The organism is Shewanella cyperi, from assembly GCF_017354985.1.
GTDB classification, from domain to species: domain Bacteria; phylum Pseudomonadota; class Gammaproteobacteria; order Enterobacterales; family Shewanellaceae; genus Shewanella; species Shewanella cyperi.
The window spans coordinates 941,485-963,239 of record NZ_CP071501.1 but is presented as its reverse complement, the minus strand read 5'-3'; the positions used below and the strand labels follow the sequence as shown (position 1 = coordinate 963,239).

23 protein-coding genes are annotated in these 21,755 nt (G+C 56.6%); 3 read left to right on the top strand and 20 right to left on the bottom strand.

From position 1 onward, the window contains the following. Positions 1-251 precede the first annotated feature (251 nt). Together JYB84_RS04045 and JYB84_RS04040 are read left to right on the top strand one after the other, a co-directional pair. Positions 252-1,040, top strand: a complete 789-nt coding sequence (locus tag JYB84_RS04045) for a cytochrome C assembly family protein (protein ID WP_207322166.1) — start codon at positions 252-254, stop codon at positions 1,038-1,040. A 68-nt stretch (positions 1,041-1,108) separates the two neighbouring features. Further along, a complete protein-coding gene (locus JYB84_RS04040) occupies positions 1,109-2,377 on the top strand; it encodes an HlyC/CorC family transporter (RefSeq protein WP_207322165.1) in 1,269 nt (422 codons plus the stop codon). Positions 2,378-2,413: 36 nt separating this feature from the next. On the opposite strand, the gene JYB84_RS04035 is transcribed toward JYB84_RS04040, so the two are convergent. From JYB84_RS04035 to rpoE, 12 genes are all read right to left on the bottom strand, one after another. After that, on the bottom strand, positions 2,414-2,953 hold the full coding sequence (locus tag JYB84_RS04035; RefSeq protein ID WP_207322164.1) for an Mpo1 family 2-hydroxy fatty acid dioxygenase: 540 nt from the start codon (positions 2,951-2,953) through the stop codon (positions 2,414-2,416). A 132-nt stretch (positions 2,954-3,085) separates the two neighbouring features. After that, positions 3,086-3,469, bottom strand: coding sequence for a holo-ACP synthase (acpS, locus tag JYB84_RS04030; RefSeq protein ID WP_207322163.1), 384 nt, complete (start codon positions 3,467-3,469; stop codon positions 3,086-3,088). Next, complete coding sequence (gene pdxJ / locus JYB84_RS04025) at positions 3,469-4,206, bottom strand: pyridoxine 5'-phosphate synthase (RefSeq protein WP_207322162.1); 738 nt, start codon at positions 4,204-4,206, stop codon at positions 3,469-3,471. Before pdxJ ends, acpS begins: the two co-directional genes overlap by 1 nt. A gap of 76 nt (positions 4,207-4,282) precedes the next feature. Further along, the gene (recO, locus tag JYB84_RS04020; protein ID WP_207322161.1) at positions 4,283-4,966 is read right to left on the bottom strand and encodes a DNA repair protein RecO; all 684 of its coding nucleotides are present in this window, start codon (positions 4,964-4,966) and stop codon (positions 4,283-4,285) included. A gap of 6 nt (positions 4,967-4,972) precedes the next feature. Further along, complete coding sequence (gene era, locus JYB84_RS04015) at positions 4,973-5,983, bottom strand: GTPase Era (protein WP_207322160.1); 1,011 nt, start codon at positions 5,981-5,983, stop codon at positions 4,973-4,975. Continuing rightward, positions 5,980-6,660 (bottom strand): ribonuclease III, encoded by a 681-nt coding sequence (gene rnc, locus JYB84_RS04010; RefSeq protein ID WP_207322159.1) that lies wholly within the window; start codon positions 6,658-6,660, stop codon positions 5,980-5,982. The genes era and rnc overlap by 4 nt, the downstream gene beginning before the upstream one ends. A 3-nt stretch (positions 6,661-6,663) precedes the next feature. Next, complete coding sequence (lepB, locus tag JYB84_RS04005; RefSeq protein WP_207322158.1) at positions 6,664-7,581, bottom strand: signal peptidase I; 918 nt, start codon at positions 7,579-7,581, stop codon at positions 6,664-6,666. A 161-nt stretch (positions 7,582-7,742) separates the two neighbouring features. After that, positions 7,743-9,533 carry a translation elongation factor 4 gene (gene lepA, locus JYB84_RS04000; protein WP_207322157.1) on the bottom strand — a complete coding sequence of 597 codons (1,791 nt, stop codon included), beginning with the start codon at positions 9,531-9,533 and terminating at the stop codon, positions 7,743-7,745. 106 nt (positions 9,534-9,639) lie between these two features. Further along, entirely contained in the window at positions 9,640-10,110 is a 471-nt protein-coding gene (locus JYB84_RS03995; RefSeq protein ID WP_207322156.1) for a SoxR reducing system RseC family protein, read from the bottom strand. Next, positions 10,107-11,045 (bottom strand): MucB/RseB C-terminal domain-containing protein, encoded by a 939-nt coding sequence (locus JYB84_RS03990; RefSeq protein ID WP_207322155.1) that lies wholly within the window; start codon positions 11,043-11,045, stop codon positions 10,107-10,109. The genes JYB84_RS03995 and JYB84_RS03990 overlap by 4 nt, the downstream gene beginning before the upstream one ends. Before the next feature lie 10 nt (positions 11,046-11,055). After that, positions 11,056-11,628: a sigma-E factor negative regulatory protein gene (locus tag JYB84_RS03985; protein ID WP_207322154.1), complete on the bottom strand. Its 573-nt coding sequence runs from the start codon at positions 11,626-11,628 to the stop codon at positions 11,056-11,058. Positions 11,629-11,683: 55 nt separating this feature from the next. Beyond that, complete coding sequence (rpoE, locus tag JYB84_RS03980) at positions 11,684-12,262, bottom strand: RNA polymerase sigma factor RpoE (RefSeq protein ID WP_207322153.1); 579 nt, start codon at positions 12,260-12,262, stop codon at positions 11,684-11,686. A 186-nt stretch (positions 12,263-12,448) separates the two neighbouring features. Between rpoE and nadB the strand changes: the two genes are divergently transcribed. Beyond that, positions 12,449-14,050, top strand: coding sequence for an L-aspartate oxidase (gene nadB / locus JYB84_RS03975; protein ID WP_207322152.1), 1,602 nt, complete (start codon positions 12,449-12,451; stop codon positions 14,048-14,050). Between the two features lie 40 nt (positions 14,051-14,090). On the opposite strand, the gene JYB84_RS03970 is transcribed toward nadB, so the two are convergent. From JYB84_RS03970 to ptsP, 8 genes are all read right to left on the bottom strand, one after another. Then, positions 14,091-14,540 carry a protein YgfX gene (locus JYB84_RS03970; protein ID WP_207322151.1) on the bottom strand — a complete coding sequence of 150 codons (450 nt, stop codon included), beginning with the start codon at positions 14,538-14,540 and terminating at the stop codon, positions 14,091-14,093. Continuing rightward, complete coding sequence (locus JYB84_RS03965) at positions 14,521-14,760, bottom strand: FAD assembly factor SdhE (protein WP_207322150.1); 240 nt, start codon at positions 14,758-14,760, stop codon at positions 14,521-14,523. The genes JYB84_RS03970 and JYB84_RS03965 overlap by 20 nt, the downstream gene beginning before the upstream one ends. A gap of 84 nt (positions 14,761-14,844) precedes the next feature. Further along, positions 14,845-15,747, bottom strand: coding sequence for a transcriptional activator NhaR (gene nhaR / locus JYB84_RS03960; RefSeq protein ID WP_207322149.1), 903 nt, complete (start codon positions 15,745-15,747; stop codon positions 14,845-14,847). Positions 15,748-15,749: 2 nt separating this feature from the next. Continuing rightward, positions 15,750-16,925 carry a Na+/H+ antiporter NhaA gene (nhaA, locus tag JYB84_RS03955; protein WP_207322148.1) on the bottom strand — a complete coding sequence of 392 codons (1,176 nt, stop codon included), beginning with the start codon at positions 16,923-16,925 and terminating at the stop codon, positions 15,750-15,752. A gap of 108 nt (positions 16,926-17,033) precedes the next feature. Further along, complete coding sequence (gene thyA, locus JYB84_RS03950) at positions 17,034-17,828, bottom strand: thymidylate synthase (RefSeq protein ID WP_207322147.1); 795 nt, start codon at positions 17,826-17,828, stop codon at positions 17,034-17,036. After that, positions 17,825-18,634 carry a prolipoprotein diacylglyceryl transferase gene (lgt, locus tag JYB84_RS03945; RefSeq protein WP_207322146.1) on the bottom strand — a complete coding sequence of 270 codons (810 nt, stop codon included), beginning with the start codon at positions 18,632-18,634 and terminating at the stop codon, positions 17,825-17,827. Before lgt ends, thyA begins: the two co-directional genes overlap by 4 nt. 26 nt (positions 18,635-18,660) lie before the next feature. Beyond that, the gene (locus tag JYB84_RS03940; protein ID WP_207323089.1) at positions 18,661-19,461 is read right to left on the bottom strand and encodes a sulfite exporter TauE/SafE family protein; all 801 of its coding nucleotides are present in this window, start codon (positions 19,459-19,461) and stop codon (positions 18,661-18,663) included. Between the two features lie 51 nt (positions 19,462-19,512). Then, on the bottom strand, positions 19,513-21,747 hold the full coding sequence (gene ptsP / locus JYB84_RS03935) for a phosphoenolpyruvate--protein phosphotransferase (protein ID WP_207322145.1): 2,235 nt from the start codon (positions 21,745-21,747) through the stop codon (positions 19,513-19,515). Positions 21,748-21,755: the final 8 nt, after the last annotated feature.

The window sequence follows — 21,755 nt, the reverse complement described above, 5'->3', positions numbered from 1 at the left end:
TCCTGTGCTAACCCTATAGAATTGACCAATGTGGGCTGTATTATAACGATGCGCTCAGTTTATGCTACTGCAACGCCGGCCTGCGCCTTGGCGACCTTGAATGCAATTTCTGCGACTAACGACAGGATTTGACTGAAATTTGCAACTTACATCACTGCCCAATCGCGGCAAGCTCGTGTTATTCTAGCGACAATTTATTCGGACACCCGCCAGCAGCGGGCCCCACACTCCTTTGATTAGGGTACGGATCCATGGTTCTTTTTTCCGCTTCTGCCATGTTCTTCTACAGCATAGCGCTGGTGCTGGTTACCAGCAGACTGTTCCATGCCGATGGCCCCAACCGCCGTGCCGTGGCCGCCGTGGCCGCCATTGCCGTGGTGTTGCATGCAGCTGCCCTGTCCCAGGCCATGTTTACCGGTGATGGTCAAAACTTCAGCCTGACCAATGTGATTTCCCTGGTGAACTGGATCATAGCCTTCAGCTTTACCCTGCTGATCTTCAGGCTCAAGGTCATAGTGGTGGTGCCGGTGATCTACGCCTGCTCCGTGCTCAGTGTGGCCCTGTTATGGTTGGTACCACCGCAATACATCACCCATTTTGAGCTGCACCCCGAGGTGCTGGCCCACGTGGTGCTGTCGCTGATGGCCTACAGTGCACTGATGATTGCCGCTCTCTATGCCATCCAGTTGCAGATGATCCAGAACAAGCTGAAGAAGAAGCAATTGCTGCTCAGCCCTGCCATGCCGCCGCTGATGACGGTGGAAAAGCAGCTGTACCACCTGATCATCATAGGGGTGATACTGCTCAGTCTGTCCCTGGCCACAGGCTTTGTATTCCTTGACGACATGTTTGGTGATGGCAAGGGCCACAAGGCCATACTGTCAATCCTGGCCTGGTGTGTTTATATCGCCATGTTGTGGCAGCAATACACTGTTGGCTGTAAGATACGCACAGCGGTGATATATAGCCTGACCGGTGCAGGCCTGTTATCCCTGGCCTATTTTGGTGCCCGCATCGTCAAGGAACTGATCCTAAACTGACGTTGACTTGACACCCCTGTAAAATGCCAGTATTTACTTACTTCTCCCGGCCATAACGGAGCCCTTGCTTGGAATCTATATCGACCGGCACCCTGTTGCTGTTCCTGTTTGTCCTTATTCTCATATCCGCTTATTTTTCCGGTTCGGAAACGGCGATGATGACCCTGAACCGCTACCGCCTGCGTCATCTGGCCAACAGTGGCCACAAGGGAGCGGAAAGGGCATTGAAACTGCTGGAACGGCCAGATCGCCTGATTGGCCTTATTCTTATCGGCAATAACCTGGTCAATATTCTGGCCTCGGCCATTGCGACCATCATAGGCTTGCGCCTTTGGGGCGATCTCGGGGTGGCCATAGCCACTGGGATCCTGACCCTGTTGGTACTCATTTTCGCCGAAGTGACCCCCAAGACCCTGGCTGCCTTGCACCCTGAGCGTATCGCCTATCCTTCCAGCCTGTTGCTGCGCTGGCTATTGGTATGCCTCTGGCCCTTTGTAAAGCTGATGAACCTCATCACCTCGGGCATGCTGCGACTGATGGGTATACATTCGGTGGCCACCAACGACGCCCTCAGCCAGGAAGAGCTCCGCACCGTGGTACACGAAGCCGGCGCCCTCATCCCACAACGTCACCAGGACATGCTGCTGTCTATCCTCGATCTGGAAAAGGTCACAGTGGAAGACATCATGGTGCCGCGGTCGGATATCTACGCCATTAACGTCAACGACGATTTCAAGGTGATCAATCGCCAGGTGGTCACCAGTCCCCATACCCGGGTGTTGGTTTACCGCGACAATATCGATGATGCGGTCGGCTTTATCCACCTGCGCGATGCCCTGAGACTGCAGTCCAAGGAGCAGTTCAGCAAGTCTTCACTGCTGCGGGCGGTGAAGGAGTTGTATTTTGTGCCCGAAGGTACGCCGCTCAATGTGCAGCTGGCCAACTTCCAGCACAACAAAGAACGTATCGGCCTGGTGGTGGATGAGTACGGCGATATTCAGGGTCTGGTGACCCTGGAAGATATCCTTGAAGAAATAGTCGGTGACTTTACCACCTCGATGATCCCGACACCGAGTGAGGATATCAGCGTCCAGCAGGACGGCAGTTATCTGATTGATGCCAGCATCAACATTCGCGATCTCAACAAGGAAATGAAGTGGGACTTCCCCACCGACGGTCCCAAGACGCTTAACGGCCTGATCCTGGAATACCTGGAAGAAATTCCCGCCGCCAATACCAGTCTGCGACTGGCGGGCTATCCGATAGAAATAGTGGAAGTGGCGGACAACATGATTAAAAGCGTCAGGGTCATTCCGGGGCATTACCGCGCCCCCTGATAAAGTAATAAGGCGCCCCTGGGCGCCTTTTTCATATCAAGGCTTGTTTGCCTGCTGCTTGTTCTTCTGCTGTAAGGCCCTGCGCCTGGCCACCGCCAATGGCGTAATATCCTGGTTCAGCCGCGCCTCGAGCCCCAAGGCAAAATACAGCTCCGCCATCAGGAACAGCGGTCCTATTAATAACTGATTGAGATCTTCAAGGAAGGCTGGCTTGGCCTTCTCAAACCTGTGCCCTATCAATTGAAACACCCAGCCAATGCCAAAGGCCGCCGCCGCTATCCAGGGCGCATGGGGCTGCGCCGCCATCCATTGGGCACTGAGCACCAAGGGCGTGCCAAAAAGCACCATGCCCAATGCCAGGCGCCAATGGAGCAGCAAGTAATAGCCGAGTATCAACAGCGCGGCCAGAGTGGACAGGGGCGCCTCCCCCGCAAGTGGCAGGGACAGCCTGGGCAAACTCATCCAGACAGCGGCGGCCCAGATAATGAGGGGAATGCCCACACAATGGGTTTTGAGGTTGGTGGGATTCAGGTGCACGCTTTTATAGCTGGCGAGCTGTTCAACGGCGGATTTCATCCTTATCTCCAAGGTCGAAGTTCACGGCCGTTACCGCGGGCCAGGTTTTTCCAGTAAACCAGAGCCGCGGGGGCAACTCAAGCCAATAAAAAAGACGCCACCTGGGCGTCTCTTCAAAGTCGGGCAGATCTGTCAGTCACGCGAGAGTATCACGGTTGCCACCGCATAATGGCGTTCGTCGGCGATGGAGAGGTGTATCCGGTTGCCACCCATGGCGGCCAAGCGTTCGGCGGCACCGCCACTGAAACTCAGCACCGGCGCCCCATCGGCATTGTTGTCCGTCTCAATGTGCTGGAACGACACGCCCCGACCTATACCGGTGCCAAGTGCCTTGGCAGCCGCTTCCTTGGCGGCAAAGCGTTTGGCCAGATAACGCTCGGGTTGGGCACTGGCGGCAAAACGGGCCAGCTCCGCCTCGGTCAATACCCGCCGGGCCAGGCGCTCACCGCCACGCTCCAGCTGGGCGCGGATCCGCTCAATTTCAACTATGTCAGTGCCCAGCCCCAGGATTGCCATTACTCGCCCCGACGACCTTCCAGCATCAGCTGCTTCATGTCGCGCACGGCCTTATCCAGACCATCAATGGCCGCGCGGGCAACAATCGCATGGCCTATGTTGAGTTCATATAACTCGGGAATGGCGGCAATGGGTTTAACGTTGTGGTAGTGCAAACCGTGACCGGCATTGACCGTCAGCCCCTGCTCATGGGCGTACTTGGCCATGCGGGCGATCCTGTCGAGCTCGGCGGCCTCTTCGGCTTCGGTTTCGGCATCGGCATAACAGCCGGTGTGGATCTCGATATACGGAGCCCCCACGGCAACGGCGGCGTCAATCTGGGTTTTATCGGCATCGATAAACAGGGATACCTTGATGCCGGCAGCAGCAAGGCGGGTTACCGCAGCGCGGATCTTGTCCATTTGCCCGGCCACATCCAGGCCGCCCTCAGTGGTCAGCTCTTCACGCTTCTCCGGCACCAGGCACACATAGGTGGGCTTGATGTCACAGGCGATATTCAACATTTCCTCGGTAACGGCACACTCGAAGTTCATTCGGGTCTTGAGGGTCTTGGCCAGCAGATACACGTCGCGATCAATGATGTGGCGCCTGTCTTCCCGCAGGTGAATTGTGATGCCATCGGCACCCGCGTGCTCGGCCACGGCGGCGGCATGGACAGGATCGGGGTAATGGGTGCCACGGACCTGACGCAGGGTGGCAATATGATCTATGTTCACGCCCAGTAAAATGCGGCTCATCGACAACTCCTTGGCTTTTTGGTGAGGCGCCATTGTACTTGAGCCGCGCCACAAAGTGCAGTCCTATCGTCGCGACTCAGGCTGGTTGATTGCCACCGTGACGGCGGCGGAACAATTCACGGCTGGCCAAGGGCTTATCGCCGACAAAGGGGGCCAGTAATTGCCGCAGCAAAAGTTTTGCCTGACGCAGCTGCTCAGATTGCAGCTCCTTGTTACTGAGGGCCAACAGGGTATGACCGGCTATGTCGCCACGGCTGTCGGGGGCAAGGCCGAGCTGAGGTCGCCAGCTGTAGTGGCTGTCGGCCTGTACCACATTCCCCAGGGCATCTTCCGCCAGTGGAGGACAGGTGCCGAGTTCTGAGAGCAGCGCCAGCTCAAAATAACGCAGACAGGCCTGGTCCATACCGAGCGCCAGCCGCATCAGGGTTTGGTGATAGGCCAGGAACAAGCCTTCTCCCGCGTGGCCGTGTGACAGGCAGCGGATAAGCAATTCATTGAGATACATGCCGGCATAGAGGGCATCGCCGCCAAGGGGCACAGCTGGGGCGTAGGCTTCCGGTTGTTGCAGGTTTTTGAGTTCACCGCGACCGGCAAGGGAAAACAGCAGGGGTTGGAAAGGTTGCAGCAAGGCCTTGACGGTGCGCTTGCCGCTGCCGAGGCGGGCCACCGCGTCCACCCGTCCCTGACCGTCCACCAGCAATTGCACTATGGCGCTGGATTCCCGGTAGGGACGCAGGTGCAGCAGGTAGCCCCTTTCCATGGCAACTCAGTCTTCGCCGTAGCCCAGACTGCGCAGGGCCCGTTCGTCATCTGCCCAACCGGACTTGACCTTGACCCACACTTCGAGAAATACCTTGTTGTCGAACAGGCGCTCCATGTCCATCCGCGCTTCGGAGGCTATGGTGCGGATACGCTCGCCTTTTTTACCTATGACCATGCGCTTCTGGCCATCGCGTTCCACCAGGATCAGGGCGTTAATCTGATACACGCCGTTTTCCATCATTTTGAACTGCTCGATTTCCACCGTGGCATCGTAGGGCAGCTCGTCCCCCAAAAAGCGCATCAGCTTCTCACGGACGATTTCGGACGCCATAAAGCGCTGGGATCTGTCGGTCACGTAATCTTCGGGGAAGAAGAACACAGATTCGGGCAAAGACTCCCGCGCCAACTCGAGGATGCGGGCCACGTTGGTGCCGGTCTTGGCGGAAATTGGCAGTATTTCATCGAAGTCATACTTGGCCGCCAGCTCTTCAAGATGGGGGAACAGTTTTTCTTTGTCCTTGATGCCGTCGACCTTGTTGATGGCCAGCACAATCTTGCGCTCCTGATCGCCACGGCGCAGCTTGCTGAGCACCATTTCATCGTCGGCGGTCCAGGCAAGACCATCGACCACGAAGATCACCATGGACACATCGGCCAGGGAACTGGCAGCGGCCCGGTTCATCAGACGGTTGATAGCCCGCTTCTCTTCAATATGCAGACCTGGGGTGTCGATAAACACGATTTGGTGCGGTCCCTCGGTGTGGATCCCCATGATCCTGTGACGGGTGGTTTGGGGTTTGCGCGAGGTAATGCTGATCTTCTGCCCCAGCAGACGGTTGAGCAGGGTCGACTTGCCCACGTTGGGACGGCCGACTATGGCCACCATGCCGCAATAAGTCACATCATAGTGCTGCGCGGGCGCATTTTGGGCATTCATGCGGGCCAGCAATTCGTCCAGGCTTGGCTCGGACTGGGGCGCATCTTGAGGACGAATGTCCTCGGGCTTTTTACTCATTTCTTCAATAATTCCAATACTTGCGTAGCAGCAACCTGTTCGGCCTTGCGCCTTGAACTGCCAACACCGATCACAGTCTGGGACAGATCGGCAATGCGGCATTCCACGGTAAATGTCTGGTCGTGGGCCTCGCCCTCAACCGCGACCACATGATACTCGGGCAGCGGCTTTTTCATGCTCTGCAGATACTCCTGCAACGTGGTCTTGGCGTCTTTCTGACTCACACCCGGTTGTATGCCCGCCAGGCGCTCCTTGTACCAGCTGAGCAGCAGGCCGCGGCAGGTGTCGAGATCCGCATCCAGATAGACTGCCCCTATGATGGCTTCCACCGCATCGGCGAGAATCGACTCACGGCGGAAACCGCCGCTTTTGAGCTCTCCCGGCCCCAGGGTCAGGTAGTCACCCAGTTTAAATTCCTTGGCTATCACGGCCAGGGTATCACCGCGCACCAAAGTGGCACGCATCCGACTCAAATCACCTTCGGTGGCCTTGGGAAACTGGTGATACAGGGCGTCCGAGATGACTATCGACAAAATGGAGTCACCGAGAAACTCCAACCTTTCGTTGTGCAGATTGGAGGCACTGCGGTGGGTCAATGCCTGATTCAGCAGGCCTATGTCATTGAAGCTGTAGCCCAGGGTACGGCACAGCCTGGGCAGGTTCTTGATAGGTTCCATGACTTAGTTTACACCGCCGACCCGGTTAAAGCGTACCCCAGTTGGGATCCAGCTTGGCAGCACATCGCCGGGGCCACGTTCGAATTCAAAACTGATCCAAATGGCCACAGCCTTGCCCACCAGGTTCTCCTCAGGCACGAAGCCCCAGAAACGGCTGTCGGTACTGTTATCACGGTTGTCCCCCATCATAAAATAATGGCCTTCGGGCACCAGGAACTCGCCTGTTGGCAGGCCGTCCTTATGGAAGAACATGCCGCGCATATCCGGGCGACGTGGGTTGATCAAAATATCGTGGGTCACATCGCCCAGCTGTTCGCGGAATTTCAGCAGCGGCACACCGTCATGGGAGAACTCACCCGAGTTCACCGATACCCGCTCCACCTTTTGCGGCACGCTGCCGCAGGCTTCGCCTTCCTGGCAGGCGCGCTGAATATACAGCTGCTTATCCTGATAGAAGATACGGTCACCGGGCAGGCCCACTACCCGTTTAATATAGTCAATGGCCGGGTTCTCAGGGTACTTGAATACCACTATGTCGCCACGCTTGGGGTCGCCTGTGTTAATCAGTTGCTTGCGCCACACAGGGTCCTTGATGCCATAGCTGAACTTCTCCACCAGGATGAAATCCCCCACCAACAGGGTTGGCATCATGGAGCCCGACGGGATCTGGAATGGTTCATACAGAAAAGAGCGCAGCACCAATACAAAGGCGATGACGGGGAAAATGGAATGGGCGGTTTCGACCATATAGGGCTCACGCACCAGGGCCTCGGCGGCTTCATCGCTGAGGTTGGCATTGCTGGCCTTGGCCAATGCCAGGGCTTCGCGGCGCTTGGGGGCCTGAAACCTGGCATCGAAAAACCATATCAGTCCCGAAACCAGGGTCACCAGAACCAGAATCTGTGAAAAGTAAGCGGCCATGAATTCTCCTTGCCGGTTGATTACGTCTTGTTAGTCACTTTTATACCAAGGATGTTCCTGAATGCATTGCGCTTTGGTGAATTTACCCGCCGCTGGCGGATAAACTAACTAAAGCGCCGCAAACTGCGGCGCTCAGGTCTTGGTCAGTACAGGCTCAACTGTTACTCGTTGAGCTTGAGTACGGCGAGGAAGGCTTCCTGCGGTACTTCCACGTTCCCCAACTGCTTCATCCGCTTCTTACCTTCTTTTTGCTTCTGCAGCAGCTTCTTCTTACGGGACACGTCACCACCGTAACACTTGGCGGTTACGTCTTTACGCAGCGCCTTCACGGTAGAACGGGCCACAACCTGGTTACCCACAGCCGCCTGAATGGCGATATCGAACATCTGCCTTGGGATCAGCTCTTTCATCTTCTCCACCAGGGCAATACCCTTGTGGCGGATGTTGGAGCGGTGGATGATCATCGCCAGCGCGTCTACGCGATCGCCGTTGATTAGCACGTCCAGACGCACCATGTCGGCGGGCTCGAAACGGATAAAGTTATATTCCAGCGAGGCATAGCCGCGGCTGGTAGACTTGAGGCGATCGAAGAAGTCCATTACCACTTCGGCGGCCGGAATATCATAGGTCAGCGCCACCTGGTTGCCGTGGTACACCATGTTCTTCTGTACGCCGCGCTTCTCGATACATAGGGTGATCACGTTACCCAGATACTCCTTGGGCACCAGGATGTTGGCCTGAACAATGGGCTCGCGCATTTCTTCGATGTAGTTGATGGCCGGCAGATCGGACGGGTTATCCACGTACACGGTTTCGCCGTTGGTCAGCAGCACCTCGTATTCCACGGTGGGCGCCGTGGTGATGAGGTCGAGATCGTATTCCCGCTCCAGACGCTCCTGAATGATCTCCATGTGCAGCAGGCCCAGGTAACCGATACGGAAACCAAAGCCCAGCGCCGAAGAGGTCTCGGGCTCGAACTGCAACGAGGCATCGTTCAGGCTGAGCTTGTTCAGCGCATCACGGAAGCTTTCATAGTCGTCGGTGGATATGGTAAACACACCGGCGTATACCTGAGGCTTAGCCTTCTTAAAGCCCGGCAGTGGTTTCTCGGCACCGTGCTTGGCCAGGGTCAGGGTATCACCCACGGGGGCGCCGTGAATTTCCTTGATGCCGGCGATAACATAGCCTACCTGACCGGTTTTCAACTCGTCTTGGTCTTTCATCTTCGGCGTGAAGATACCGACGCGATCAGCGTTGTAAGCCTGGCCTGTGCTCATCACCTTGAACTTGTCGCCCTTCTTGAGCGCGCCGTGCTTGATACGCACCAGAGACACAACGCCCAGGTAGCTGTCGAACCAGGAGTCGATGATCAGTGCCTGCAGTGGACCTTCAGGATTGCCTTGCGGCGGCGGAATTTGCGCCACTATGGTCTCGAGCACTTCGTCTATGCCCACACCTGTCTTGGCGGAGCAACGCACCGCATCCTGAGCTTCGATACCGACTATGTCTTCAATCTCGGCGGCAACACGCTCAGGCTCGGCCTGGGGCAGGTCGATTTTGTTCAGTACCGGCACCACTTCCAGATCCATTTCCAGTGCGGTGTAACAGTTTGCCAGGGTTTGGGCTTCTACGCCCTGACCGGCATCGACCACCAAAAGCGCGCCCTCACAGGCGGCCAGGGAGCGGGAAACTTCGTAGGAGAAGTCCACGTGGCCCGGGGTGTCAATGAAGTTAAGCTGGTAGGTCTCGCCGTCTTTTGCCTTGTAGTCCAGGGTCACGCTCTGGGCCTTGATGGTGATGCCGCGCTCACGCTCAAGATCCATGGAGTCGAGTACCTGTTCAGCCATTTCACGGTCGGTCAGACCGCCACACACCTGGATAAGCCTGTCGGACAGAGTGGATTTGCCATGGTCAATGTGGGCAATGATGGAAAAGTTTCTAATGTGTTTCATTATGCTGTAATGACTAAAGTGAACGACGAAATCAAAGGTGCGAAATTGTACCCGATTGCTATCCCAATACCAATCAGATTCATGCTATTTCGCCCCTTGGGGAACTTCAGGAATGGGAGCCCACGGACAGTTGCGGCCCCAGCCGTGCCAATATGATGGGCTGACTGTCGCTCTCAAGCCGGGTCGCAAGACGTTTGCCAAGCCACCAAGTTGCGGCAGCACCCGCCAGCCCCAGGACGATGGCTGTACCATCGCTGCCAAGTGAGGTGAAGGCGCCGAGACTCTGCCCCAGCACAGCACCGAGCAGCAGGCCCGCCAGCGGCAGCAGGTACACCAAAGCGGCCGCCTTCAGCAGCACGCTTTCTGGCAGTCCCAGGCGCACCATATCGCCCGCCTGGCAAGTGACATCGGTATGAATGGAAAATCTTTGATGTTTGGGAGCGAAGGCCTTGGCTACCGCGGAGGTGCCACAATTGTCGCTGGCACTGCAGTGGCCACAGGCGCTTTTGAGTTCCACCTCAAGTTGGACCCAGCCCTCTGGTTCAATGGCCACTACCCGGGCCAACTCCTCCATCATGGCGCAGATTCCAGGGTCAGGCTGCGGATGATACGGCTCAGGGTCGCAGCAGGTACCTTGCCCACAGCCACCACTTCGGCATTGCCCACCTTTTCGGTCACCAGAGCCAGGCCATTGCGGCTCACCAGCTCATCGGGCAGGGGCGTGCTGCCGGCGCGGGCCACATACACGGAAATTTTGGCTATGCCATCGGTCAAGGCCACAAACTCCACCGCTTCCTGGCTGCCCATCAGGCGGTGGTGGTCCCGGGCCACTATTTTGAACCCCTCTGGTAACCAGGAAAACTGCCAATTCTGGCCATCCTGGCGCGCAAGCTGGTTCAGCACGGGAGGCCATTCCTGACGGGCGGCTTCCACCAGCAGCGCCGGAGGCGTATCCAGCACCAGCAGTTCAATGACCATGACTTGCTCAAGCAGTTCCTTGTTGGCGGTCAGCATGTCGTAGCGCAGCGGCAAAAAGGTTTCCATATCCAGCCACACCTGCAGTGCAAATCTGTGATCATCGCTCGGGATCAAGCGCACCTGTTGCCCGGGACGACCGGCAATCCGACTGCGGCCACCGAGGACAAACTGGTAGCCTGGCTCCAATTCATTGATGTTCCCGGCAAATATTGCCGGCCACAGCCCTTCGATACTGGTCGCATTGACGCTGTAGGCCGGTTGATCATGCTCGATAAAGGTGACGGTATTGTCGATACGCACCGCATTTTTCACCGGACCATTGAGATGCTCAAGAAACGCCACTTCCCGGCCCTCTACCTTGCCATGCAGATACACCAGGGGGCGGATATGGTCGGCCTGCATGTGCATAACCGACATTTTGTACTGTTGTTGTTTGAGGGCCTGGCTCATCTGCTCGAGCCAGGCTTTGGCGGACATCTCATCCGCAAAGGCGGGAAAAATCAGGCCACAAAGGACCAATAACAAGAAACGCAAGCTAACTCCTTCAGCGATTGACCGGGGTTTCCTCGCTATTCTCGTCTACAACCACACCTGTGTTCAATCTTTGTTGCAGCATATGGTCCTGCAAATACGCATTGATACGGCGACGCTGCTCCAACAACTGCTCATTGATCATGCCCTGATTTTGTTGCGCAGCACCTGTCTGCAGGCTCACCGGCGATGCAGAACCGACCAATGGACGGGTATTAAGCACGGGCAAAGGGGCGCTTTCGGTATCAACGGCCTGGTAATTCTGTACCCCTACCACGGCCACCAGGGCCACAGCGGCAGCAATGCCATACTGGCCAAAGTGACGCAGCATGCCACCCAGTTTGCCCTGCGCGAAGGAACGGCGCGGTGCCAAAACAGTTGGCTCCTGCTCAATGGCGGCCGCAATGCCGGCACTCAGATCCAGATGGATCGTCTCAGGCAACTCGCCGCGCATCGCATCCCCAATCAGGTGATAACGTGCCCATTGCTGCTGTGAATCTGTATCTGCCGCCAACTGCGCCAGCGACTCGTTGTCGATCTGGCCGTCCACTGCGGCTGATACCCATTCCTGACCTGTTTTTTCCATTACGCACCTGTCTCTGTCAAGGCTGTTAAAATCAAGACTGCTTGAGTGTTCAGTTTCAGTTCTCCAATAACGGCTGGAGCTTTTTGTCTATCGCTTCCCGGGCACGGAAAATCCGCGACCTGACAGTTCCAACCGGGCAATCCATGATGTTGGCTATATCTTCATAGCTCATGCCATCGAGTTCCCGCAACGAAATTGCCATTCTCAGCTCTTCGGGTAATGACTCCAGGGTCTCAAACACCACCCGTTTAATTTCATCGGAGAGCATCAGCCGTTCCGGTGAAGCAAATTCCTTGAGCGCATCACTGCCGTCGTAATACTCGGCCTCATCGGCATCCACATCGTTGGCCGGCGCCCTGCGTCCCTGGGATACCAGGTAATTTTTGGCGGTATTAACCGCAATGCGGTAGAGCCAGGTATAAAACGCACTCTCACCACGGAAATTGGGCAATGCGCGATAAGCCTTAATAAAGGCTTCCTGAGCCACATCGGCCACGTCAGCCTGATTCCGTACATACCTGGAAATCAGGTTGATGACCTTTCCCTGATATTTTTGCACCAGCAGGTTAAAGGCATTTTTATTGCCCTGCTGCACCAGCTCTACCAGCTGTTGATCGCTTTGTTGTCCACTCATCCGAGCCGACTTCTCCCAAATCTATATTGCTGATTTCTCAGTCGCTCGAATCATATTCAGTTATTGAGACTCGCGTCTGTATAAAAAGTTCTGCGCAATTATAAAAAAACCGCGACGGCGGCAAGTACCTTAAAAGTGCGACTTGGTTTACCATAGCGGAACTTATTTGACCTGACATGATACCCGATGAAACAAGCAGTTGAACACCAATCAGACATACTGGTGATAGGCAGTGGTGCGGCCGGCCTGACTTTGGCGCTGCATCTGGCTGAAAAAACGAAGGTTATTCTAATTTCCAAGGGCCCATTAAGCGAAGGCTCCACCTATTACGCCCAGGGCGGCATCGCCTCTGTCTTTGACGAAGGCGATACGGTCGAGTCCCATGTGGCCGATACCCTGGTGGCCGGCGCCGGTATTTGCGATGAGGCCGTGGTCACCTACACAGCCGCCAATGCCAAATCCGCCATGCAATGGTTAATAGAATGCGGGGTCGATTTTGACAAGGACGAGGAAGGCGACGGCAGTCAGCCCTATCACCTCACCCGTGAAGGCGGCCACAGCCACAGGCGCATATTGCATGCCGCCGATGCCACCGGCAAGGCGGTACAAACCACACTGCAGGACAGGGCCCGCAATCACCCCAATATCCAGGTGCTGGAGCGGTACAACGCCATCGACCTTATCACCAGCCGCAAACTGGGTCGCCCAGGCAACCGGGTGCTGGGTGCCTATGTCTGGAACCGGGAGCAGGAGCAGGTGGAAACCGTCAGGGCCAAATTCGTCGCCCTCGCCACGGGGGGCTGCTCCAAGGTTTATCAATACACCTCCAACCCGGATGTGGCCAGTGGCGATGGTATCGCCATGGCCTGGCGGGCCGGTTGCCGGGTCGCCAACATGGAATTCAACCAGTTCCACCCCACCTGCCTCTATCACGCGGACGCCCGCAACTTCCTGCTGACCGAGGCCCTGCGCGGTGAAGGCGCCTTCCTGCGCCGCCCCGATGGCAGCCGCTTTATGCCGGAATTCGATGAGCGGGCCGAGCTGGCACCGCGGGACATTGTGGCCCGGGCCATAGATTTTGAAATGAAGCGTCTGGGTGCTGATTGTGTGTATTTGGACATCAGCCATAAACCGGCCGAATTTGTCATCAAACACTTCCCGACCATCTACAGCCGCTGCCTGGAGCTGGGCATAGACATCACCAAGGATCCCATTCCCGTGGTGCCTGCTGCTCACTACACCTGCGGCGGCGTGATGACGGACTTGCACGGTCAGACCGATCTCAACGGCCTGTACGCCATAGGTGAAGTGGCCTATACCGGCCTGCACGGCGCCAACCGCCTGGCCAGCAACTCACTGCTGGAATGCCTGGTGTTTGCCCGCGCCGCCTCCCAGGATATAGAGAGCCAGCTGGGCAAGATCCCCATGCCGGGACAACTGCCGGCCTGGGACGAAAGCAAGGTGTCCGACTCGGATGAGGAAGTGGTTATCGCCCACAACTGGCACGAGCTGCGGCTGTTTATGTGGGACTATGTGGGCATAGTGCGTACCGACAAACGCCTTGAGCGGGCCCTGCGCCGCTGCGCCATGTTGCAGCAGGAAATTGAGGAGTATTACTCCAACTTCCGGGTCAGCAATAACCTGCTGGAGCTGCGTAATCTGGTGCAGGTTGCAGAGCTTATCATCCGCTGCGCCATGGCCCGCAAAGAAAGCCGCGGCCTGCACTGCAACATAGATCATCCGGCCAAGCTGGAACACTCGGGCCCCACCATATTGCAGCCCGATTAACCCGAAAATAAAAAAAAGCGCCTTGCAAGGCGCTTTTTTATTAGATCACCGTCTGTGACTTTTTGTCCCTTATTTGCAGCAGCAAGCGACACAGGTGGCGGTATTGGTTATCGGGCAGCATATCGGCACAGATAAGCACACAGCGGCCCCGGCGCTCCAGCACGCCCTCATGTCCCTGGTTGCGGAAACAGATCAGACAGGCGAAGGGAGACACCCACAAAGGCTGAGACAAGGAGAACTGACGCCCATCGGAATGCAGTCCCCGTCCTTCAGTATCCAGGCTGAATTGCCAGCGCCACAACCACAAATGCCTGGCGGCAACGATAAAAGACAGGCATAGCGAGAAGATAAGCAGGATTTTCAACCAGGCCAGCGACGTTTGCCGCGGCCAGGCCAGAAAACTACTGAGGCTCAGGGCCCACAACAGCGCAAAACAAAGCCAACTGTCGCGGGATGGCCCCAGGGAAAAGTTATGGCGCCTCGCGTCCACGAACCGTGATCACCATGGCGGCCAGCTCGGGATCCGGACATTGCTCATGTCCCATGAACCAGGCAAACAACTCAGGATCTTCGCAAGCCAACAACCGCACGAACACCGCCTTATCGGCATCGCTCATGGCCTCATAATGCTTTTCAACGAAAGGTTGAAACAGCACGTCCAATTCCAGCATACCGCGGCGGCAGGCCCATCTGACTCGGGCTATGTTCATCAATTCCGACACCTTTTTCCCCTTACTCATACTGCGGTCAAGTGGACGCTAGTCTAGCAGTTTTGCCACCGCAAGCGAATCCCATCATTCGGCCGAGGGAGAAAGTTCTTCGCCGGCAAACAAAGACCCAAAGTCCGACGCCAGCAGGCGTTTTACCGCCGGGTGCTGGATCATGCGCTCGGCAAACATCACGTGGTACTCCTCACGCACGTCGAGGGTTTCCCCCAACAGTAGCATTCCCTGCTGCAACAGATCCTGACGGTAAATGGACGGGGCAACAAATATGCCCCGACCGAACAGACCAAAGGCCTTCATCATGGCGGCGTCGTCGAACTCGCCGCCTATATTAACCTCAAGGTTTTGCTCATGGAACCAACGACATAATTGTTGACCAAGGCTGGTACGCTTACCCGGGATCAACAGTGCATCCTGCTCCAGACAAGCCGGGAAGGGTCTGTCATAGCTACGGACGGAGAAAAAGCTCACACCGCACTCCCCCAGTTTTTTGGAGAGGATTTCCGGGTATTTGAGTGATTCACCGGCACAGTCGGACAATATGATGTCAAGCTTATGCTCCCGCAGCCTGGCCATCAGGCTCTCATGGGTGGCCTCATAGCAATTAAGGCGCATCTTGTCATCCATGGCGGTGAGCAAGATGCGACCGGCCAGCGCCTTTGACAGGGCATCGGCTATGCCCACCTCGAACAGCAGTGAGGCATCCTTGCGATAATTGAGCAAGTCCAGCAGTTCGTAACTCAAGTTGAACATACGATCGGCATAGCGGAATACCAGTTCACCCAGTTCACTGGGCTCAAGACTGCGGCCGGCCCGGCGAAACAACGGTCCTCCCAGGCGCTCTTCCAGGGCGCGAACCTGACCAGTTACCGTCTGTGGCGTCAGGCACAGGGCCTCGGCGGCCTTGGCCACCGAGCCCTTGCGCTGCACCATCCAGAAATAATACAGATGGTTGTAATTCAAATGCTGCATCTTCAATCCCTGCTCACTGTCTTGGGCAGCAGGCGATCAAGCCAAAGGTAACCTATCACCGCCGCCAGCATGGACCCCAGCAGTATCCCCAGGCGAGCCAGATCGCCAAACTCAACGCCGCCATGCTCGAATGCCAACGAGGCGATAAACATGGACATGGTAAAGCCGATACCACACATGACGGCCACCGGCGTCAGTGACTGCCAACTGACGTTTTCAGGCAACTCAGCCAGCTTGAGCTTGACCGCCAGATAACTGAACAACATCACCCCCAAAGGCTTGCCGATAAGCAGACCCAGGGCTATTCCCATGGGTACGGGAGACAGCAGATCGCCCATGGACATATTGCCCAGGGGGACGCCCGCATTGGCAAAGGCAAACAGTGGCAGGATCAGCCAGTTGCTCCAGGGATGCAGCTTGTGCTCCAGGTGTCTGGCGGGCGAATTGCCACGCTTGCCGGCAAGCGGAATACAGAAAGCTATCACGACGCCGGCCAGGGTCGCATGGACGCCGGACTTCAGTACCGCAGTCCACAGCAGCAAACCGAGCACACCATAGGGCAGCAGGCGGTTAACACCACGGATATTGAGGGTCACCAGACCGGCGACCGCCACCGCGGCCACCAACAGGCTGGTCATGGACAGATCGCTGCTGTAAAACAGGGCAATAATGACGATCACACCCAGGTCATCAATGATGGCCAGCGCCAACAAAAACACCTTTAGCGCCGGTGGCACCCGGTTGCCAAGCAGCGCCAGGATCCCCAAAGCAAAGGCAATGTCGGTGGCTGCGGGGATGGCCCAGCCGTTTTGGGTCAGGGGATCGTCGCCGTTAAAGGCCAGGTAAATCAGTGCCGGCGCCAACATGCCACCTATGGCGGCGAAAGTCGGTAACGACGCCTTGGACAGACTGGACAATGAACCTTCCAGCAATTCCCGCTTAACCTCAAGACCAATCAGCAGAAAGAACAAGGCCATCAGGCCATCGTTAATCCACAGCAGCAAGGGTTTGTCTATGTCCAGGGCGCCGATGCGCAGTTGCACCGGGGTGGCGATAAAACTCTGATAAAGCCCATGGAGTGGAGAATTGGCCAACAACATGGCCAGCGCCACGGCCAACAGCAGCAAGATACCGCCGCTCGATTCCTGGCTAAAAAAATTACGCAAAGCTCGTTTCATGTCACCCTCCGAATGAATATGGAGCGAGTGTACCTAAACAAGACTAGCAAATATAATCGTAAGTTTCTGCCTGATACCTCGAAAATTCCGAGGTATCAGACTTAAGCATCAAATGGCAACCGGCGCCTTGATGTGGGGATGGGGATCGTAGCCGGATAACTCAAAGTCCTCGAAGCGGTAATCGAAGATGGATTCGGGCTTGCGCGCTATGGTCATGGTCGGCAGCGGCCTGGGTTCACGGCCCAGCTGCAAGCCGGTTTGCTCCATATGGTTGCTGTACAGATGGGTATCGCCCCCGGTCCAGACAAAGTCACCCAATTCCAGATCGCACTGCTGGGCCACCATCATGGTCAACAAGGCATAACTGGCGATATTGAATGGCAGTCCCAGGAAGACGTCGCAACTGCGCTGATACAGCTGGCAAGACAGCTTGCCATCGGCAACGTAAAACTGGAAAAACGCATGGCAGGGAGCCAGTGCCATCTTGTCCAGCTCGCCGACGTTCCAGGCCGACACAATCAAACGGCGGGAGTCAGGGTTTGACTTAATTTGTTCAATGACCTGGCTAATCTGATCTATATGACGACCATCCGGTGTCGGCCAACTGCGCCACTGGGCACCATAAACCGGCCCCAGATTGCCATTCTCATCAGCCCATTCATCCCAAATGCTGACCTTGTGTTCATGCAAATAGGCCACATTGGTGTCGCCCTTGAGGAACCACAGCAGCTCATGAATGATGGAGCGCAGGTGACACTTCTTGGTGGTCACCAGGGGGAATCCCTTGCTCAGGTCGAAACGCATCTGGTAACCAAAAACGGAGCGGGTACCGGTACCTGTGCGATCGCTCTTGTCGGTGCCGTTGTCGAGAATATGCTGCATTAATTCCAAATACTGTTTCATGCACGTGGTTCCTGTTTACGCAAAATCAAATACAAACCCAATGCCAACATGGGCACGGACAAAATCTGGCCCATGGTGATAAAGCCCAGATAATAACCAAGGTGGGCATCGGGTTGACGCACAGTTTCCACCAGAATGCGGAAACTGCCGTAGCCGAGCAAAAACATGCCGGAAATCGCCCCCTGCTGTCTTGGCTTGCGACTGAACCAGAACAGCAGCAGATACAGGGCCACACCTTCCAGGGCAAATTGGTATAACTGAGATGGATGACGGGGATCGGGTCCGCCGGTCGGGAACACCATGGCCCAAGGCACATCCGATACCCGGCCCCAGAGTTCACCATTAATGAAATTGCCTATGCGACCGGCGCCCAGGCCTATCGGCACCACAGGGGCCACCATATCTGCCACCGCGAAGAAATGCCGCTTCTGCTTCCAGGCTATGTAGGCCATGGCAGAAATCACCCCGATAAGACCGCCGTGGAAGGACATGCCGCCCTCGGTGATCTTGAACAGGTACATGGGATTGGCCAGGAGCAGATCCAAATGATAGAAGAGCACGTAACCAACGCGCCCCCCAAGCACAACCCCGAGAAAGCCATAAAACAGCAGGTCCGACACCTGCTCCCGGCTCCACAGTCCATTGGAGCGGTCGGCTTGACGGTTGAGCAGCCACAGGGCCGCCACAAAGCCCACCAGATACATAAAACCATACCAGCGCAGTGCCGGTTCAAGGCTGGTGCCGAAGATCTCGAAGGGACCAAAGGACACTATGATGGGATCTATATGCGGAAAATTCAGTGCCATTGCAATTCCATGTTAACAGGCATTTATCAGGCCAAAACCAAGCGCAAACCAATAATGGCCAGCAGCAAGGCAAAGATTTTTTTAAGCAGGGGCGTGGGCCAGCTACAGGCGGCCCGAACACCCAAAGGTGCCACCAGGGTTGAGGTCATCACCACCCCCAAAAGCGCCGGCACAAAAACATAACCCAGGGTCCACTCGGGCAGGCCTTCTACCCGCCAGCCGGCAAGAATATACCCCAGGCTACCGGACAGGGCGATACACAGGCCCGTCACCGAAGATACCCCCACAGCCTGGCGCAACTGCACCCCAAAAAAGCTCAGCAGCGGCACCAGCAGCACACCACCACCAATCCCCATCAGAGCCGCCAGCAGGGCGATGACCAGGGTAATGGCGAACAGCAGCCCGTTGGCCGGCAATGATCGTTGCGACTCCGCCTTTAGCGGATAGGCCATTTGCACCGCCATCAGGATCACAAACAGGGCAAAGCCCCGCCGCAGATCATCGGCGGGCACCATCTGAGCCACAAAGCCCGAGGCCAGTGCACCGAGCAATACCGCAGGTAACAGAGGTTTAAGCAGAGAGAACGGGATATTGCCGCGGCTGTAATGGGCCCGGGCGGAAGATAAGGATGTCAGTATGATGGCCGCCAACGAGGTGGCAATGGCCACGTGGGGCAAATGGGCCTCATCCACGCCAACGGAGGGCAGCAGATAAAGCAAGGCCGGCACTATCAGCAAACCACCGCCGATCCCAAGCAAACCGGCCATAAAACCAACCAGGGCGCCGAGCATGATACAAAGGGTGAACACCCACAGCACACTTTCCACTGTCATCCCTTTTATTCTTGTTATCGACGGGGCCGATAGCTTAAATCATTCTCAGTCCAGGATCGAGGAAAGTTCCCGACTGCTGAGATACTCACGCACCAGTTCCCGCACCTCGTAGCCACTGGACATCTGCAGCACCAACTCCAACAGTTGTTCCAGCTCGTGGCACTCGACCCGTCGCAGCAGATAATTGACCTTGGCCAGGCTGCCCTGGCTCATACTGAGTTCCCTGTAACCCATGGCAACCAGCAATAACGCCCCCATGGGCTCACCGGCCAACTCACCACAGACACTGACGGCCAATCCATAGGACTGGCAATCGCGAGCCGCAGCATGGAGGGCCCGCAAAACGCCGGGATGATAGCTGTCAAACAGGCTGCTGACCCTGGGATTGTTGCGGTCCACCGCCAATAAATACTGGGTCAAATCGTTGCTGCCGACGGAGACAAAGTCGACCCTGGCGGCCACCTCTTGGAGCTGATACAGCAGCGCCGGCACCTCCAGCATGACCCCTATGGGCGGGCGCTTCAATTGTGCATTAAAGTCGGTGCGCAATTCGTTGAAGGCCTGTTCCAAATAGGTCAGTGCCTGGTCTATCTCATCGAGGTGACTGACCATGGGCAAGAGGATTTTGAGCTGCTCACCATCGGCAGCAGCCTGCAACATGGCCCGCAGCTGCACCAGAAAGAGTTCCGGATGATCCAGTGACAAGCGCACGCCCCGCCAGCCCAGGAAGGGATTTTCTTCCTTGATGGGGAAATAAGGCAAAGGTTTGTCGCCACCCACGTCCAGGGTACGCATAACCACGGGCTTATTGGCAGCAGCCTGCAGCACCTGACGGTAAACCTTTATCTGCTCGGATTCGCTGGGAAAGCGCTGCTGCAGCATAAAGGGGATCTCGGTACGGTACAGGCCTATACCATCGGCACCATCGGCAATTTCGGAAGCCACGCCACTGAGCAGCCCGGCATTGAGAAACAAGTGCACCCTGTGGCCATCGAGGGTCAGCGCCGGCTCATTCAATTCGCTGGCGTATCGACGCTGTAAGGCACGCTGGGCAGAAATCAGGTTGCGGTATTCGTCCACCACAGAGGGGGTCGGCGAGACGAGCAATTGCCCACGGCTGGCGTTAAGCACCACCAGCTTCTGATCCAGTCCCGCCTGGGTAACCTGGTCCACCCCTATCATGGCCGGCACATCGAGTGCCCGGGCCAGTATGGCCGCATGACTGTTGACACCACCGAGTTCGGTAACCAGGCCCGCGAGCTTCTGGCGCGGAAACTCAGCCAGCAGCCCGGTATCGGCTTCACGCACCACCAGGATCACCGGCTTATCCGGCTCCAGGGTCACCCGACCCGGTTCAATCAGCTGCCTGAGTACCCGCTGCCCCAACTCACGGATATCGCTGGCCCTTTCCTTGAGGTAGGCATCTTCCATGGCGCTGAACTGGGCAATGCAGCGCAGCGACACCCGGCTGACCGCCGACTCCGCCCGCCATCCCAGGCTTACTTCGCGGGCATACTCGCCCCCAAGACTGGCTTCATCTAACAGGGACAGGAGCGCCGAGAAAATACTCGACAGCTCTTCATCCTGCTCACCGTCAAACTTCTGCGCCAGGGCGCTCAGGGCATCACGGCTACGGCCGATGGCGGTGCGCAGCCGCAGCAATTCCGCCACTGTATCTGCGGCCCTGAGCTCAGGTTGCTCCAGGGGGATCTCTCCCCCCAGCACCAGTGCATGGGCTATGGCAATACCTGTGGAGGCACAGGTGCCGTTGAACAGTATCTGTTGCTCCAGCCCCTGCACATCGGCACGACGCTTCAGACCACTGATGGCCATGGCCAGCTGGGCCGCCAAGGTCATCAAAAAGGCTTCTTCACCCTCATTGAATTGCCGGGCGCTGGCCTGTTGCACCACTATCACGCCAAGGACTTGTTTCTGATAAATAATGGGGGCGGCAAGGAAGGCGCGGTATTCTTCTTCCGCGACCTCGGGAAAGAGTTTGAATCTGGGGTGTTTCCTGGCGTCGGCAAGATTGATGGCTTCTTCACGCTCGGCCACCAAGCCCACCAAACCTTCGGAAAGCGGCATCTTGACCCGTCCGACGGCACTTTTCTCAAGACCATCGGTGGCGGAAAGGATCAGCTCTTGTTGCTCAAGGATATAAATGGAACAGCACTGGGTATCCATGGCGGCCTTGGTTTGAGCCACCAGCAATTCCAGCGCCAGTTCCAGCGTGTGGGCCGCAGCAACGGCCTGAGTAATGTCCCTGAGCGTATTAAGCACTGCCTCCC

Excerpts from the sequence above, each read along its gene's own strand:
- JYB84_RS04045 (WP_207322166.1), top strand. The coding sequence starts at position 252 with ATGGTTCTTTTTTCCGCTTCTGCCATGTTCTTCTACAGCATAGCGCTG.
- JYB84_RS04035 (WP_207322164.1), bottom strand. The coding sequence starts at position 2,953 with ATGAAATCCGCCGTTGAACAGCTCGCCAGCTATAAAAGCGTGCACCTG.
- acpS (WP_207322163.1), bottom strand. The coding sequence starts at position 3,469 with ATGGCAATCCTGGGGCTGGGCACTGACATAGTTGAAATTGAGCGGATC.
- pdxJ (WP_207322162.1), bottom strand. The coding sequence starts at position 4,206 with ATGAGCCGCATTTTACTGGGCGTGAACATAGATCATATTGCCACCCTG.
- recO (WP_207322161.1), bottom strand. The coding sequence starts at position 4,966 with ATGGAAAGGGGCTACCTGCTGCACCTGCGTCCCTACCGGGAATCCAGC.
- era (WP_207322160.1), bottom strand. The coding sequence starts at position 5,983 with ATGAGTAAAAAGCCCGAGGACATTCGTCCTCAAGATGCGCCCCAGTCC.
- rnc (WP_207322159.1), bottom strand. The coding sequence starts at position 6,660 with ATGGAACCTATCAAGAACCTGCCCAGGCTGTGCCGTACCCTGGGCTAC.
- lepB (WP_207322158.1), bottom strand. The coding sequence starts at position 7,581 with ATGGCCGCTTACTTTTCACAGATTCTGGTTCTGGTGACCCTGGTTTCG.
- lepA (WP_207322157.1), bottom strand. The coding sequence starts at position 9,533 with ATGAAACACATTAGAAACTTTTCCATCATTGCCCACATTGACCATGGC.
- JYB84_RS03995 (WP_207322156.1), bottom strand. The coding sequence starts at position 10,110 with ATGATGGAGGAGTTGGCCCGGGTAGTGGCCATTGAACCAGAGGGCTGG.
- JYB84_RS03985 (WP_207322154.1), bottom strand. The coding sequence starts at position 11,628 with ATGGAAAAAACAGGTCAGGAATGGGTATCAGCCGCAGTGGACGGCCAG.
- rpoE (WP_207322153.1), bottom strand. The coding sequence starts at position 12,262 with ATGAGTGGACAACAAAGCGATCAACAGCTGGTAGAGCTGGTGCAGCAG.
- nadB (WP_207322152.1), top strand. The coding sequence starts at position 12,449 with ATGAAACAAGCAGTTGAACACCAATCAGACATACTGGTGATAGGCAGT.
- JYB84_RS03965 (WP_207322150.1), bottom strand. The coding sequence starts at position 14,760 with ATGAACATAGCCCGAGTCAGATGGGCCTGCCGCCGCGGTATGCTGGAA.
- nhaR (WP_207322149.1), bottom strand. The coding sequence starts at position 15,747 with ATGCAGCATTTGAATTACAACCATCTGTATTATTTCTGGATGGTGCAG.
- nhaA (WP_207322148.1), bottom strand. The coding sequence starts at position 16,925 with ATGAAACGAGCTTTGCGTAATTTTTTTAGCCAGGAATCGAGCGGCGGT.
- thyA (WP_207322147.1), bottom strand. The coding sequence starts at position 17,828 with ATGAAACAGTATTTGGAATTAATGCAGCATATTCTCGACAACGGCACC.
- lgt (WP_207322146.1), bottom strand. The coding sequence starts at position 18,634 with ATGGCACTGAATTTTCCGCATATAGATCCCATCATAGTGTCCTTTGGT.